The sequence below is a fragment of the Streptomyces daqingensis genome (genome assembly GCF_014645895.1).
GTDB lineage: Bacteria > Actinomycetota > Actinomycetes > Streptomycetales > Streptomycetaceae > Streptomyces > Streptomyces daqingensis.
This window is the reverse complement of the sequence record NZ_BMMP01000004.1, coordinates 157,753-172,105: the sequence shown is the minus strand read 5'-3', so window position 1 is coordinate 172,105 and position 14,353 is coordinate 157,753. Positions and strand designations below refer to the sequence as shown.

Genomic DNA, 14,353 nt, shown 5'->3' with positions numbered 1-14,353 from the left:
GGATTTCAGGGGTCGGAGGCGGCATTGTTCGCCCTGAGGAGCGCAGTGAGAACGAAGAGTAGCGACGGGGAGCTGTCCGTCGGACACCCCGCGCAGGGCCCTCGTTGTAATCGTTTTCTCGACGCCCGACGCCCGACGCCCGACGCTCGACGCTCGACGCCCGACGCCCAGCCCGCGTCAGCCGGCGAGCGCTTCGGGCAGCGGCGCCGCATGCACCACGGTCAGCCCGGAGACGGCGCGGGTGAGCGAGACGTAGAGGCGGCGCAGACCCGTGCGGAGGTCGGGCTCGCCCTCCACCACGGCGGACGGCTCGTCCAGCACCACGTAGTCGTACTCCAGGCCCTTGGCGAGGGTGGCGGGCACGAGCGTGAGGCGGGAGTCTGCGCTGGTCTCCGTGCCGGGCTCCAGGTGGCTCAGGCCGCCCGTCCTGAGGGCCTCCGCCAGCGCCGGGATGCGGGCGTCCGCCGCGATCAGTCCGACCGAGCCCTCCTTCTCCAGCGCCTCCCGGCACGCCTCGACGACGGCCGTGTCGAGCCCTCCGGCAGGGCAGCGCCGCACGGCGAAGTCACCCGGCGACTCGCGGACAGACGTCGCCTCCTCCAGCTCCGGCGCGATCTGCGGAAGCAGGCGCGACGCGTAGGCGATGACCTGGCGCGGCACGCGGAAGCCGAGCGTCAGCTCCTCCACGGCCGCGCCGGGCTTGCCCAGGTGCAGCAGCGCCTCGTCCCAACTCGGCGTGGCCCAGGGCGTCGTGCCCTGCGCGATGTCGCCGAGCACCGTCACGGAACCGGTCGAGCAGCGCCGTCCCACCGCGCGGTACTGCATGGGTGACAGGTCCTGCGCCTCGTCGAGGACGACGTGGCCCAGCGAGGCCGTGCGGCTGATCAAGTCGGCGGCCTCGTCGACGAGTACGGCGTCCGCGAGCGACCACGGTGCGGACCTCACCCCCCGCGCGGGCTTCGGCCACAGCACGGAGCGCTGCTCCTCGGCGGTGAGGACGCCGTCCGCGTGCTCCGCGAGGAAGTCCGCTTCGGACAGCAGCCGGAGCACGAGTTTCGCCGGATCGACCGCGGGCCAGCAGGACTTGACGACCGCCTTGACGGCCGGGTTCCGCGCCACGGCGTCCTGCACGCGGTCGTCCGGTGCCTCGCCGGCCTGTTCCATACGGACCAGCACCGCGTGGGCGATCCGCTGCGGCAGCGCCTCCCGCGCGGCGCCGTAGCGGATGTCCCGGGCCAGCAACTCCTCGATGATCTCGGCGAGTTCGTGGGCGGGGACGCGCCAGCGGCGCGAGCCGCGCACCACCACGCACGGCTCCTCGGGCGGCGTCACCCCCGCACGCACCGCCCGCCGCAGCACCTGCGCCATGCGGGCGTCGCCCTTCACGCGGGCGGCCTCGGCGCTGTCCGCCCCGCGTACGGGGACGTGCGCCACCAGGTCGTCGACGGTCGCCTGCCGCACGCTCATCTCGCCCAGTGCGGGCAGCACTTGCTCGATGTAGTGCAGGAAGGAGGCGTTGGGGCCGATGACGAGCGTGCCGGTGCGCGAGAGCCGTTCGCGGTGCGTGTACAGCAGGTACGCGACACGGTGCAGCCCGACCGCGGTCTTCCCGGTGCCGGGCGCGCCCTGGACGCACAGCGAGCCCTCCACCCCGGCTCGCACGATCTCGTCCTGCTCGGGCTGGATCGTCGCGACGATGTCCCGCATGGGCCCCACGCGGGGGCGTTCGATCTCCCGCTGGAGCAGCTGCGAGGTCTTCTCGTCCTCGCCGGGGTCGCTCAGCCGCTCGTCCTCGTACGCCGTCAGCTCCCCGCCGGAGTAGCCGAACCGGCGCCGCAGCTCGACGTCCTGCGGGTCTTTCCGGGAGGCGCGGTAGAAGGGCTGGGAGACGGGCGCCCGCCAGTCGACGACCATCGGGTCGCCGTCGGCGTCGTGGACGTGGCGCCGTCCGATGTGGAAGACGTCGCCGCCGTCGGAGCCCTCGGCGACGGCCGCGTGCGGCAGATAGTCGAGCCGTCCGAAGAAGAGCGGCGTCCCTGCGAGGTCCGCCAGCGACTTGATGCGGGCCTCCACGTCGTTGCGCAGGGTCTGCGCGTTGACCCAGTTCGCGGCGACGTCCGCGATGTCGAGGGCCTCGGCCTCCTCGCGCATGGCCCGCAGCGCGGCGCGGGACGTGGCCAGATGGCGGCGTTCCGCGCCGAGCGGACCGGATTCGGCGCCGGGCTCGTCGAGCGGACCGGATCCGGGTCCGTCCGTCGAGTCGTGCTGGGGCTGGGCAGGGGCGGACACGGTGTTGCCTCCGGCGGGTACGCGGTGGTGTTCGGTGCTGATGTCCGCGGCGGTGTCGGCACACGCTGACGGTGCTGACGGTGCTGACGGTGCGTCGCGGAGAGGTCAGAGCACCGGCCGGTTTCCGAGCGGCCGGGGGCCTCCCGGCACGGGAGGCGGCAGACGCGGAATCCTAGCGGCGCGGCCGGACCGGGTGCCAACCGTTTTCATCCCGCGGGGTTATGGTCTGCCGCCGGAGAAGACGACACGCCCTGGCCGCGAGCGGGCCCGGGCACCCCTGAAGGAGAGTCGCCACAGTTGAGGACAGGGCTCGGAGCCTGCATCGGACGGAAGCGGCACGCGGCCGCACTGCTCGCCCTCTCCCTCGCGGCGTTCGCCGCCGTCTGCGCGGTCGACGGCCTTCCGATGGCGGACGTCCACGTCTACCGGGCGGAGGGGGAGGCCGTCTCCCGCGGCACGGATCTGTACGGCTTCGCCGTCACGGCGTGGAAGCTGCCGGCGACCTACCCGCCGTTCGCGGCGCTGCTGTTCGTTCCCGTCGCCTGGCTCTCCCTCGGTGCGGCGAAGGCCGCGTTCCTCGCCGGCAACGTCGTCCTGCTGGTGCTGCTCGTGCATCTGTCCCTGCGCTTCACCGCCGTACCGGGCGGAAGGGAGGTGCGCCTGCCGCTCCTGCTGACCGCCACCGCCGCCGGCCTGTGGCTGGAACCGGTCTTCCAGACGGCCCTCTTCGGGCAGATCAACCTGCTGCTGGCCTGCGCCGTCCTGTGGGACCTGGGGCGGCCCGACGGCGCACGCGGCAAGGGCATCGCCGTCGGCGTCGCCGCGGGCGTCAAACTCACCCCCGCCGTCTTCGCCGTCTACCTGCTGCTGACGGGACGGGTGCGGGCCGCCCTCGCGGCACTGGCGGGTTTCGCGGGCACCGCGGCGCTCGGAGCGCTCGTACTCCCGGGCGCGAGCTGGGAGTTCTGGACGAGGCGGATCTTCGAGACGGCCCGTGTCGGCAAGGCGTGGATCGTCGACAACCAGTCGCTGCAGGGCCTCGCCGCCCGCGTCGCGCACACCGCGGAGCCCGGGATGCTGTGGCTCGCCCCGGCCGCCGTCCTCGCGGCGGCCGGGCTGGCCCTGGCGTGCCTGCTGCGCCGCCGGTACGGGCTGGAGGGCTGGGGCGTGCTCGTCACCGCCCTGACGGCACTGCTGGTCTCACCGATCAGCTGGTCGCACCATTGGGTGTGGTGCGTGCCGCTGCTCGTCCTCATGGCGGCGGAGCCGGCGCGACGGGGCGCCGCCCTCGCCGTGTACGCCGTCTTCAGCGCCCGCACGCTGTGGCTCGTGCCGAAGCACGGCACCCTCGACCTCCGGCTGCCGTGGTGGGCGCAGCCGCTGGCCTCGCCGTATCCGCTGCTGACCGTCGCGCTGCTCGCGGGTGTCGCGGCCCGCTGCTACTCCGCCTCCGGCCCTGCCCCGCCCCCGGACGGGTCCGGGGCGCCGGGCGCCTCGGGAGAGCCGGTCTCGGCAGCGGACTCGGGCGCGCCGGTCAGCAGGTCGTGCGAGTCGACGATGCGGTAGGCGTAGCCCTGTTCGGCGAGGAAGCGCTGCCGGTGCGCGGCGAAGTCCTGGTCGATGGTGTCGCGGGCGACGACGGAGTAGAAGCGCGCCTCGTGCCCGTCCGCCTTGGGACGCAGCACCCGCCCGAGCCGCTGCGCCTCCTCCTGCCGCGACCCGAAGGTCCCCGACACCTGGATGGCCACCGTCGCCTCCGGCAGGTCGACGGAGAAGTTCGCGACCTTCGAGACCACGAGGGTGCTCAACTCCCCCTCGCGGAAGGCGTTGAAGAGCTTCTCGCGCTGCCTGTTGGTCGTGTCGCCCTTGATGACGGGCGCCCCGATGTGCTCGCCCAGCTCGTCGAGCTGGTCGATGTACTGGCCGATGACGAGGGTCTGCTCCCCTTCGTGCTGCCGCACCAGTGCCTCGGTCACGCGCCGCTTGCTGTCGGTCGTCGCGCAGAAGCGGTACTTCTCCTCCGTCTCGGCCGTCGCGTATGCGAGGCGCTCGGAGTCGGTGAGGCTCACCCGCACCTCGACGCAGTCGGCGGGGGCGATGTAGCCCTGCGCCTCGATCTCCTTCCAGGGCGCGTCGAAGCGCTTCGGCCCGATGAGGGAGAAGACGTCGGACTCGCGGCCGTCCTCGCGGACGAGGGTCGCCGTCAGCCCGAGGCGGCGGCGGGCCTGGAGGTCCGCGGTGAACTTGAAGACGGGCGCCGGCAGCAGATGCACCTCGTCGTAGACGATCAGGCCCCAGTCACGCGAGTCGAACAGCTCCAGGTGCGGGTAGACGCCCTTCCGCTTGGTCGTGACGACCTGGTACGTGGCGATGGTGACCGGCCGGATCTCCTTCTTCGTGCCGCTGTACTCGCCGATCTCGTCCTCCGTCAGCGACGTGCGGCGCACCAGCTCCGACTTCCACTGCCGGGCCGAGACGGTGTTGGTGACGAGGATCAGCGTCGTGGCCTGCGCCTGCGCCATCGCCCCGGCGCCGACGAGGGTCTTGCCCGCACCGCACGGCAGGACGACGACGCCGGAGCCGCCGTGCCAGAAGTTCTCCACGGCCTGCTGCTGGTAGGGGCGCAGCGTCCAGTCCTCCTCCCGCAGCGTGACCGGGTGCGCCTCGCCGTCGACGTAGCCGGCCAGGTCCTCGGCGGGCCAGCCCAGCTTGAGCAGCACCTGCTTGATCTGGCCGCGCTCCGAGGGGTGCACGACGACGGTGTCCGGGTCGACGCGGTCGCCGACGAGCGGCTGCACCTTCTTCGAGCGCAGCACCTCCTCCAGCACCGGCCGGTCGCTGCTCTCCAGGACCAGGCCGTGCGTGGGGTGCTTCAGCAGCCGCAGCCGCCCGTACCGGGCCATCGTCTCGGCGACGTCGACGAGCAGGGCGTGCGGCACGGGGTAGCGGGCGTACGCCACGAGAGCGTCGACGACCTGCTCGGCGTCGTGCCCCGCGGCCCGCGCGTTCCACAGGCCGAGCGGGGTGAGGCGGTAGGTGTGGATGTGCTCGGGCGCCCGCTCCAGCTCCGCGAAGGGGGCGATGGCGCGGCGGCACTCGTCCGCCTGCTCGTGGTCGACCTCCAGAAGCAGCGTCTTGTCGCTCTGGACGATCAGGGGACCACCGTTCACGCGCGTTTCCTCCGTCTCGCGACTGCGGGAGATGCGGTCGGGCGGCCGTCGGGAGGCCGGCTCCGGCACACGGGTCAATCGTCCAGTGTGCCCCATGGGCGCATTTCGGTGTCGTGGCGGCCGCGCACGGCCACACGGGCGCCTGCCGTGCGTGTGGCCTCGCGCAAAGCTCCGAGGTCTATACGGTTATACGCCCAAATACGAGGTGTAGTGGTCCGTGTGAGATGCGTGACCACGAGACCGTGTCCGGGGCGCGCCGGAGAGAACTGACGAAGGAGAGCACCGGGATGGCGACGAAAGTTGCGGTAACCGGGCACATGGAGCTGTCCGAGGAGACGGTGCCGCTGGTGCGCGCGGAACTGGAGCGGCTGCTGCGCATGTTCGAGCCGTCGGGACTCGTGGGGCTGTCCTGCGTGGCGCCGGGCGCCGACTCGCTGTTCGCCGAGTCCGTGCTCGCGGCGGGCGGCCGGCTCGTCGCGGTGCTGCCCAGCAGGGACTACCGGACGGCGACCGTGAAGCCCGACCACGCGGAGACCTACGACCGCCTCACCGCCGCCGCGGACGAAGTGCTGGTGCTCCCGTTCGAGACGGCGAGCCGCGAGGCGTACGAGGCCGCCAACGCGGTCCTGCTGGAGCGCGCCGACCGGCTGGTGGCGATCTGGGACGGCCAGCCGAACGCGCTGGAGAAGGCGGGGACGATGGCGGACATCGTCAGCGGGGCGCGCGGCGCAGGTCTCGCCGTCGACGTGGTGTGGCCCGCGGGGGCGTCCCGGCAGACCGCGACTGCCGCGGGCTGAACGGCGGCCCGCCGGCCGTCAGTTGTCGGCCAGCTCCGCCGCGCCCGTGATGCGGTGCAGCGGGTAGGTGCGCACCTCGTCGGCGGTGTGGTCGTAGGCGGTGACGAAGCCGCCCTCGACGCGCACCGGCGCGATCACCCGCTGGCTCGCGGCCCCGTCCGCGTTGACGTAGCCGATCCACACCGCGTCGCCGGAGAGCACGGCCGACTGCATCGTGGCGATCGTGTCCGCGGAGGTCGTGCGGGGCGGCTCGCCGCCCTGCGAGCGCGGGCGCGGGGCGCGTCCGCCCGGCTGCCGCGGCTTGTGCTCGGCCGTGGCCGCGTGGTCCCCGGCGCGGATCGCCCGTACGGCTGCGGTGAGCAGCGCGGTGTCCGGCACCGGCGGGCCGTCGGGAACGGGGTCCGGCGCCGAGCGCGGAGGTGTGCGGCGCGCGTCGGCACGCGTGATCATCACGTCCCCCTCGTCGGACTCGGCGGCCGGGGCGTAACCCATCTCCCGCAGCTTCGCCAGGAGCTGGTCGGGCGGCAGGGCCGAGGCGAGGACGGTCGGGGCGAGCTGCCGCGGACGAAGCGCAGCGGACCGCTTGTCCGCCATGATCTCGTTCAGCAGCGCCTCGTCGTCGCAGCGCACGTACGAGGAGGCGGCGCCGACGCGGAGCCTGCCGTGCCTGCGCGCGACGTCGTCGACGAGGTAGCTCAGCGGCTGCGGCACGGGTGTGCGGGAGTGGGCGGCGAGGAAGGCGTGGACGTCCGAGGCCGTGCGTCCCGCGTCGAGTGCGCGCCGGACCGAGGCGGGGGTGAACCGGTAGACGGTGGCGCCGCCCTTGGACTCGACGTCGGCGAGGACGTTGAGCATCGCCGCGAGGGGGCGCTCCAGCGGGCCGGGGGCGACCGCGGTCAGGTCGGCCTGGAGCAGGATGTGGTCCAGCGGCTCCGGCAGCAGCGGAGCCAGCAGGGCGGAGGCCTCCGAGGCCGTGGCCTCCAGGGCCGCCACCTCCGAGGCGGTGCGGGCACCGGCGCCGGCTTCCGTGGAGAGCAGGACGCGGGCGTACGAGGCGAGCGCGCCGCGCCCCGTCAAGCCGAGCAACTCCGCCTCGTGCAGAACCGATTCGGCCAGTTGTGCGCGCATATCGGCCGGTCCGGGCTCCTCGGAGGCCCCTGCCGTCGGGGGCGTCTCCGTGCCCGGCGGCGGCGCCGAGCCCCCGCGCAGCGGGTGCTCCCACCGGAGCCGCGCGAGCACCGAGTGCTGCGCGGGTGCGGCACCGGGCGCGAGGGCCGTGAGCAGCGTCAGCGTGCGGCACCGCACGTCCGCGGTCAGCCCGCGGTCGAGGCCCTGGCCGAGCGCGGCCAGCGCGCGGCCCTTCGCGTCCCGCGCTCCCACGAGGGCGGGTACACGGGTGCCGGTGAGCCAGCGGACGACGATGTGCGCCCACCGTTCGTGCGCCGGCCGGCGCAGCCAGTCGTCGTACGCGGGGGTGGGTGCGTAGACCTCGTCGGCCTCGCCGTCCGGGGCCAGGAGGCCCGCGGCGTAGGCGAGTTCGATCCAGAAGGCCGCGACGGGCTCGGGCACGTCGAGGACGGCGGCGGTGCGCTTGAGGTCGCGTACGCCGAGACCGCCGGAGCGCAGCACGGAGGGCGGGTCCGACTCCCAGTCGGCCAGCAGGTCCTCCAGGGTGCCCAGGGCGGAGAGGACCTGTCCGGCCGCCGTGGCGTCGGCCGTCTCCGGGGGGTACTCGCGGCGCGGCATCAGCGGCGGCGGCACCGGCTCGACGTCGCGGTGCGCCCGGCCCCCGCGCAGGTGCAGGGCCACTTCGCGGGGGAGCACGACGGTGCGGGCGGAGGAGCGTACGAGGAGGGCGCGGTCGAGGAGCCAGGTCACCGGCGGCGACGGGCGGTCCGCGTGGACGGAGCCGTAGGGCGGGCCCCAGCGCAGCTTGTCGAGCATGAGCAGCGACTCGGGCGGCGCCTCGTCCAGGAGCCCCGCCATGCGGGCACGGTCGGTGAAGAGGTCCGTCAGCGCGGCCAGCGCGCTGACCGGGTCGTGGGTGGGGCCGAGGCCCGCGTTGGCGAGGATGTCCTGCAGCCGTCCCGGCGACATGCCGGACGTGGCTTCGGCGAGGGTCGGGCCGAGGCCGGTGGGCGAGGGCGCGGACGGGCTGGGCGTCAGCAGTTCGCGCGCCGTCCGCACGAGGCGGAGGCGGTCGTCGCCGCCCCACAGCAGGGCCTGCGCGCGCAGGGTGCGCAGCGCGCGCGGCAGCTCGCCCGCCACGTGCCGTGCCGGATCGCCGGGCCCCTCCACGCGGTCGGGATCGCCGCGAAGGAGGCCCAGGAGCGTCTCGTACGGGCAGGGGTCGGGTGCGACGGCGATGGCCTCCGCGGTCTGCAGCGCGAAGCGGTCCAGCCGTTCGACGGCCCGCACGACGGAGGCCCGGGTTCCGGCGCGGGTGGCCAGCTGGGTGAGGTCGTTGGGCACCGGGGAGAGCAGGTCCGGGCGGATGCGCAGCAGCTCGGCGAGCGCGCTGTCGTCGCGGGCGCGCAGGTCGTCGGCGAGCGTACGGGGTGCGGCCGTGCCGCCGTTCTGCTCGGGGCTCATCCACACCACGTTAGCGGGACGGGCGGGGCGCGGTCGCGCCCGCGTCGGAGGCCGCCGGGCGCGGTACCGTCGTGTCCGAGCCTGGCGAGTGGCAGGGCAGGCGCCAAGAGCGAGCATCCGTTGGGGAATTGGTGGGGATCGAGAGCGATCAGCTCGTGTTCGACTACCTGAGCCGGATCGGCGATCTGGCGCACAGTACGTCGATGACGGCCGCCGAGCGCGCACGCCTGGTGAACGGGCTGCGCGGCGAGATCGACCGGATGCGGGCCGAGCAGGGCGGGGCGGAGAGCAAGGCCGCCGTGCGGAAGATCCTCTCGCGGCTGGGGCGGCCCGAGGACGTCGTCACGGGAGCGGGCGGCTCCGTGCCCGCGCCGCGCGGCGGCACCTCCGGCAGCGGCTCCGCGAGCGGCGACAGGTACGGCGGCGACAGGTACGGCGGGGGGACCGGCACAGGCACCGGCGGCGGCACCGGTTCCGGGGAGCCGAAGGTGTCCCTGTGGAAGCGGGGCACGTCGCGGCGCGGCCTCCCCGGCGAGCCGTCCGCGCCCGCCGAACCCCAGGTCACGGCCGCCAGAGGAGCCTCCGCACCGCACCTGGCGGGGATCGACGAGCTGGGGCCCGAGGAGTCGGACCCGGACTGGTGGCGGGTCGACCCCAGCCCGTACGGCGACAGCGGCGGGCGGACCTTCGGCAAGCCCGTGCCCGGCTTCGTCGGCGGCATCGAGATACCGCAGATGATGAAACCCCCGCCGGTGCCCGGCGAAGAGGGCGGCCAGAGCAAGGACGGCGCGGGGGCGGCGGTCCCCGGCGCGCGCGAGGCCGGCGCCCCCGTCGACGTGGTCGAGGACGCGGGCGGTGGCGCCGGCCGGCTGCGCGGCCTGTGGCGGGGACGGGGGGCGCAGGGCGGCCCCCGCGCCGGCGGGGTCGTCGAGTGGACGGCGGCGGTGCTGCTGGTGGCGGGCGCCGTGGCGGGGTCGCTGATCCCGCTGGCCGTGGGGTGGCTGGCGGCGTGGTGGTCGCCGAGGCTGAGCCGCGTGGAGGCCAAGTGGGCCGCGGCGGGGATGCCCGGGCTCGTCGCGGGCGGCGCGGTGGTGTGGGTGTGGGGCCGTATCGACGACCGCTGGGGCGAGCGGATCCCGCAGGGCGGTGACGCGCTGGGGCAGGTGCTCGCCGAGGCATGGCCGGTGCTGCTGAAGATCGCGGCAGTCGCCAGCGCGCTCTTCCTGGCGTGGCGGGCCCGGAGACCCAGGGGGTGAGCCCGTGGCCCGGCTGAACGTGGCGACGTGCCAGTTCCCGGTGAGTGCGGACATCGCGCGCAACGGCCGCTACGTCATGCGCCAGATGCGGACGGCGAAGCAGCGGGGAGCGGACCTCGCGCACTTCCCGGAGGCCTGCCTGCCGGGTTACGCGGGCACCGACATCGCCGGCCACCGGGGCTTCGACTGGGAGCTGCTGCGGTCGGTCACCCGCCGCGTCATGGCACTGGCGGGGGAGCTGGGGCTGTGGACGGTCGTGGGCTCCGCGCACCAGCTGACGGGGGAGCGTAAACCGCACAACTGCCTCTACGTGATCGACGATTCGGGCGCCGTCGCCGACCGCTACGACAAGCGCTTCTGCGCGGGCGACGCCACCGGCGGCACCGGCGACCTGGCGCACTACACGCCCGGCGACCACACGTGCGTCTTCACGGTCAGGGGAGTGCGCTGCGGCGCGCTGATCTGCCACGACTACCGCTATCCGGAGCTCTACAGAGACCTCGGGCGCCACGGCGTGCAGCTCGTCCTCCACTCGTTCCACGCGGGGAACCGCACGCCCCGACGGGTGGCCGCGCTCCGTGCCGAGCTGGGCGAGGACCTCGAACGCCTCAACGCCGGAGGGGTGTTCAGCCACGCCACCGTGACACAGCGGGCCATGATGACCGCCGAGGCCGCCGCCAACCACATGTGGATCAGCTGCCCCAACACCTCGGCTCGCGAGAGCTGCTGGGGCGCCTTCTTCGTACGCGCCGACGGCATGACCACCGGCCGCCTGCGCCGGAACCGTGCCGGGGTGCTGCTCTCAGCCGTCGACACGGAGGAGGAGCTGTACGACTCCACCGCGGCGTGGCGCGACCGGGCGGCGTCCGGGGTGCTGCACAGCGGGACGGTGGCGGACGATCCGCGTTCCGCGCGGCGGACGGAGCTGTAGTAGGGCGGCGGTAACGGGGCGGCCGGCGGCCGCTTCCGGCGCGCAGGGCAGAATGCGCGGCATGGCACCACAGGCACCGCCCCCGCACCGCCAGGGCGCCGGCGACGGCCCCACCGTCGGCTTCGACCTCGACATGACGCTGATCGACTCCCGGCCCGGCATCCGCACGACCTACGAGGAACTCTCCGCCGCGACGGGCACGTACATCGACGCCGAGCTTGCCGTCACCCGTCTCGGGCCGCCCCTGGAGCAGGAGCTGGCCCACTGGTTCCCCGACGAGCGGATCGCGGAGGCCGGTGAGCTCTACCGCGAGCTGTACCGGCGGCACGGCATCGGCCCGGCACTGGCCATGCCGGGCGCCCGCGAGGCCGTGGCGGCGGTCCGCGAGGCGGGCGGCCGGGCCGTCGTGGTCACCGCCAAGCACGAGCCGAACGCGAAACTGCACCTGGAGCATCTCGGCATCGAACCGGACGCCGTGGTGGGCTGGTTGTGGGCCGAGGCGAAGGCGGAGGCGCTGAAGGAGCACGGAGCGAGCGCGTACGTCGGCGACCACACCGGCGACGTACGGGGCGCCCGTACCGCCGGCGTCGTCTCCGTCGCCGTCCCCACCGGGCCGTGCGGTGCGGAGGAACTGCGGGCCGCCGGGGCGGACGTCGTGCTGGAGGACGGGCTCAAGGCCTTCCCCGAGTGGCTGGACTCCTTCCGCCGCTCCGGGACGGCCTGACCGGACGGCACGCGGCCCGGCGGGACGCGGCTCAGCGCGCCGTGGAGTTCCGCACGGCAGAGCGCGCCTCGCGCCGCTGCGCGGCGGCGGAGCGGACGACCCCGCCCGCGGCCACGGCGAAGCCCACGCCCATCAGCATGCAGACGAAGTAGGCGGGGGCGGGGAACGGCTCCGTCCCGAGGAAGAGCGGGGCGACCGTGACGAGTGTGGCGAGCGCGCCGACGAGGAAAATCACGCCGCCGATCCGCACGAGAAGATCACCGGCGCCGGACGTTTCAGTGTTCACACGGCCAGGGTAGATCGGTGGGAACTGTACGGAGGAACCACTCGGCGGATCCCCCGGGCCGGCGGCCCGGTGGTACCCCCGGTCTCCGGGCGCCGGGGGGCTAGCCTTGGCGGTGAGCGGGTCATTCGGCCCGCTCGCTGCTCTTCGGAGTCCGGTTCAGGACAGGATCGCAAGCACTCACCGATCACGAGCTTTCAGTTCAGGACGCAGCCGAGGCTGCCCGGCAGTACGAGGACGAGGACAGACGTGCCTACCGGCAAGGTCAAGTGGTTCAACAGCGAGAAGGGCTTCGGCTTCCTCTCCCGCGACGACGGCGGCGATGTTTTCGTGCATTCCTCCGTGTTGCCCAGCGGGGTGGACGCGCTGAAGCCCGGCCAGAAGGTCGAGTTCGGCGTCGTCGCCGGGCAACGCGGCGACCAGGCCCTCTCCGTGAGCGTGCTGGACCCGGCCCCCTCGGTCGCGGCGGCGCAGCGGCGCAAGCCCGACGAACTGGCCTCCATCGTCCAGGACCTCACCACGCTCCTGGACGGCGTCTCGCACTCCCTCGAACGCGGCCGCTACCCCGACAAGCAGCACGGACGCAAGATCGCCGGAATGCTGCGGGCCGTCGCGGACCAGCTCGACGTCTGAGGCCCCGGGCCGCCCCTCAGGGGAATCGCAGCGCGTCGTCGGTGAGGGGCGGCACGAGCCCCTCCGCCGCGGCACGGGTGAGCAGTCCGCGTACCGCCGCGATGCCGTCGTCGCCGAGGTCGGCGGTGAACTCGTTGACGTAGAGGCCGATGTGCTGGTCGGCGACGGCCGGGTCCATCTCCTGCGCGTGTTCGAGGACGTAGGGGCGTGACGCCTCCGGGTCCTCCCACGCCATCCGCACGGAGGCGCGTGCCGCGTCGGCCAGGGAGAGCAGCGTCTCCGTGCCCAGGGACCGACGTGCCACGATCGCGCCCAGCGGGATCGGCAGACGCGTCGTGTTCTCCCAGTGCTCGCCCATGTCGGCCAGCTTGTGCAGCCCGTACTGCTGGTACGTGAAGCGCGCCTCGTGGATGACGAGCCCCGCGTCGACCCTGCCGTCGCGCACCGCCGGCATGATCTCGTGGAACGGCAGCACGACGACCTCGCCGACGTCGCCCGGCACCTCCTCCGCCGCCCACAGCCGGAAGAGCAGGTAGGCGGTGGAGCGCTCGCTCGGCACGGCGACGGTTCCGCCGTGCAGCGCGGCCGCGTCCGTCTCGCCGCGCGTGAGGACGAGCGGGCCGCAGCCGCGGCCGAGCGCACCGCCGCAGGGCAGCAGCGCGTACTCGTCCAGGACCCAGGGCAGCACGCCGTACGAGATCTTCAGGACGTCGAGTTCGCCGCGCTGCGCCATGCCGTTGGTGACGTCGATGTCGGCGAACGTCACTTTCAGCGGCGGGGCGCCGGGTACGCGGCCGTGCGCCCAGGCGTCGAAGACGAAGGTGTCGTTGGGGCACGGCGAGTAGGCGATGCTCACCGTGCTGTCCGGCGCCCGCCGGCCGGGGACGTGGGTGTGCGCGCTCATGCCTTCCATGCTCGCAGCACGGGCAGCAGCGCGGCGCAGCCGCCCCCGAGGGCCGCCAGCGCCTCGTCGATGCGCCACGAATCCCGGTCGCGGGGCCCGCAGGGGTTGGAGACGGTGCGCAGTTCGAGCACCGTCACGCCGTGGGCCGCGGCGGCCTCCGCGACGCCGAAGCCCTCCATCGCCTCGGCCGCCGCGTCCGGGTGGCGGGCCGTCAGCTCCGCGGCGCGCCCGGCCGAGCCGGTCACGGTGGAGACGGTGAGGACGGCGCCGGCCGCCGCTCCTGTCGCCTCGGCCGCCGCGCGGACGAGCTGCCCGGGCGGCCGGTGCTCGACCGTGCCGAAGCCGAGTTCCGCGACGGAGGAGAAGCCCGCCGGTGTGGCGGCGCCGAGGTCGGCGGCGACGATCGACGTGGCGACGACGGTGCCGCCCGGCGGCTGCCCGAACCCCCCGGCGATACCCGCCGAGACGACGGCGTCGTACGGCTCGCCCGCCGCCGAGGCGGCGGTGAGCGCCGTGGCGGTGCCCGCGGCGGCGGCGGCCGGGCCGACTCCGGCGGCGAGCACGTCGGCGACGAGCGGGCCTTCGCCGGTAACGGCGTGCGCGCGGTGCAGTGCGTACCCGGCCTGCCCGCACGGCAGCGGCACGGGCTCCGCATCGCCGAGGCCGGAGGCGACAGCGTCGCGTTCGGCCGGGACGGCGGTCACGATCAGGACGCGCACCGCGCGGGAGGGTGCGCCCGGGGACGGGGACGGCGGCTGGGGCACGGCCGGGCCA

Annotated in this window: 11 protein-coding genes and 1 pseudogene; 6 read left to right on the top strand and 6 right to left on the bottom strand. The window is 74.3% G+C overall.

Annotated features, from left to right (window positions below):
• Positions 1-177: 177 nt before the first annotated feature.
• Entirely contained in the window at positions 178-2,289 is a 2,112-nt protein-coding gene (locus tag IEY56_RS07825; protein ID WP_373292049.1) for a HelD family protein, read from the bottom strand.
• A gap of 348 nt (positions 2,290-2,637) precedes the next feature.
• On the opposite strand from IEY56_RS07825, the pseudogene IEY56_RS07820 reads away from it, so the two are divergent.
• Positions 2,638-3,819 (top strand): annotated as a pseudogene (locus IEY56_RS07820) (glycosyltransferase 87 family protein); the annotation flags it as partial.
• Here the strand turns inward: IEY56_RS07820 and IEY56_RS07815 are convergent.
• Positions 3,729-5,459 (bottom strand): DNA repair helicase XPB, encoded by a 1,731-nt coding sequence (locus tag IEY56_RS07815; RefSeq protein WP_308424123.1) that lies wholly within the window; start codon positions 5,457-5,459, stop codon positions 3,729-3,731. The pseudogene IEY56_RS07820 and the gene IEY56_RS07815 overlap by 91 nt on opposite strands.
• 287 nt (positions 5,460-5,746) lie before the next feature.
• Between IEY56_RS07815 and IEY56_RS07810 the strand changes: the two genes are divergently transcribed.
• The gene (locus IEY56_RS07810) at positions 5,747-6,256 is read left to right on the top strand and encodes a hypothetical protein (protein WP_189036371.1); all 510 of its coding nucleotides are present in this window, start codon (positions 5,747-5,749) and stop codon (positions 6,254-6,256) included.
• Between the two features lie 18 nt (positions 6,257-6,274).
• On the opposite strand, the gene IEY56_RS07805 is transcribed toward IEY56_RS07810, so the two are convergent.
• The gene (locus IEY56_RS07805; RefSeq protein ID WP_189036370.1) at positions 6,275-8,848 is read right to left on the bottom strand and encodes a helicase-associated domain-containing protein; all 2,574 of its coding nucleotides are present in this window, start codon (positions 8,846-8,848) and stop codon (positions 6,275-6,277) included.
• 131 nt (positions 8,849-8,979) lie between these two features.
• Between IEY56_RS07805 and IEY56_RS07800 the strand changes: the two genes are divergently transcribed.
• Genes IEY56_RS07800 through IEY56_RS07790 form a run of 3 tightly spaced genes read left to right on the top strand, consistent with a single transcriptional unit; the run spans position 8,980 to position 11,759 of the window.
• On the top strand, positions 8,980-10,104 hold the full coding sequence (locus IEY56_RS07800) for a hypothetical protein (protein WP_189036369.1): 1,125 nt from the start codon (positions 8,980-8,982) through the stop codon (positions 10,102-10,104).
• A 4-nt stretch (positions 10,105-10,108) separates the two neighbouring features.
• Entirely contained in the window at positions 10,109-11,035 is a 927-nt protein-coding gene (locus IEY56_RS07795; RefSeq protein WP_189036368.1) for a carbon-nitrogen hydrolase family protein, read from the top strand.
• A gap of 52 nt (positions 11,036-11,087) precedes the next feature.
• Positions 11,088-11,759: an HAD family hydrolase gene (locus tag IEY56_RS07790; protein WP_373292048.1), complete on the top strand. Its 672-nt coding sequence runs from the start codon at positions 11,088-11,090 to the stop codon at positions 11,757-11,759.
• Between the two features lie 31 nt (positions 11,760-11,790).
• On the opposite strand, the gene IEY56_RS07785 is transcribed toward IEY56_RS07790, so the two are convergent.
• A complete protein-coding gene (locus tag IEY56_RS07785) occupies positions 11,791-12,045 on the bottom strand; it encodes a hypothetical protein (RefSeq protein ID WP_189036366.1) in 255 nt (84 codons plus the stop codon).
• A gap of 246 nt (positions 12,046-12,291) precedes the next feature.
• Here IEY56_RS07785 and IEY56_RS28925 point away from each other — a divergent pair, with 246 nt between their 5' ends.
• Positions 12,292-12,675 (top strand): cold-shock protein, encoded by a 384-nt coding sequence (locus tag IEY56_RS28925; protein WP_045867121.1) that lies wholly within the window; start codon positions 12,292-12,294, stop codon positions 12,673-12,675.
• Positions 12,676-12,691: 16 nt separating this feature from the next.
• Here the strand turns inward: IEY56_RS28925 and IEY56_RS07775 are convergent, their stop codons facing one another.
• Both IEY56_RS07775 and IEY56_RS07770 read right to left on the bottom strand, forming a co-directional pair.
• Positions 12,692-13,579 carry a 1,4-dihydroxy-6-naphtoate synthase gene (locus IEY56_RS07775; RefSeq protein WP_189036365.1) on the bottom strand — a complete coding sequence of 296 codons (888 nt, stop codon included), beginning with the start codon at positions 13,577-13,579 and terminating at the stop codon, positions 12,692-12,694.
• On the bottom strand, positions 13,576-14,298 hold the full coding sequence (locus tag IEY56_RS07770) for a futalosine hydrolase (protein WP_189036364.1): 723 nt from the start codon (positions 14,296-14,298) through the stop codon (positions 13,576-13,578). The genes IEY56_RS07775 and IEY56_RS07770 overlap by 4 nt, the downstream gene beginning before the upstream one ends.
• Between the last annotated feature and the right edge of the window lie 55 nt (positions 14,299-14,353).

Bases quoted from the DNA above. Each gene is read 5' to 3' on its own strand.
- IEY56_RS07810 (WP_189036371.1), top strand. From the start codon at position 5,747: ATGGCGACGAAAGTTGCGGTAACCGGGCACATGGAGCTGTCCGAGGAG.
- IEY56_RS07775 (WP_189036365.1), bottom strand. From the start codon at position 13,579: ATGAGCGCGCACACCCACGTCCCCGGCCGGCGGGCGCCGGACAGCACG.
- IEY56_RS07790 (WP_373292048.1), top strand. From the start codon at position 11,088: ATGCGCGGCATGGCACCACAGGCACCGCCCCCGCACCGCCAGGGCGCC.
- IEY56_RS07805 (WP_189036370.1), bottom strand. From the start codon at position 8,848: ATGAGCCCCGAGCAGAACGGCGGCACGGCCGCACCCCGTACGCTCGCC.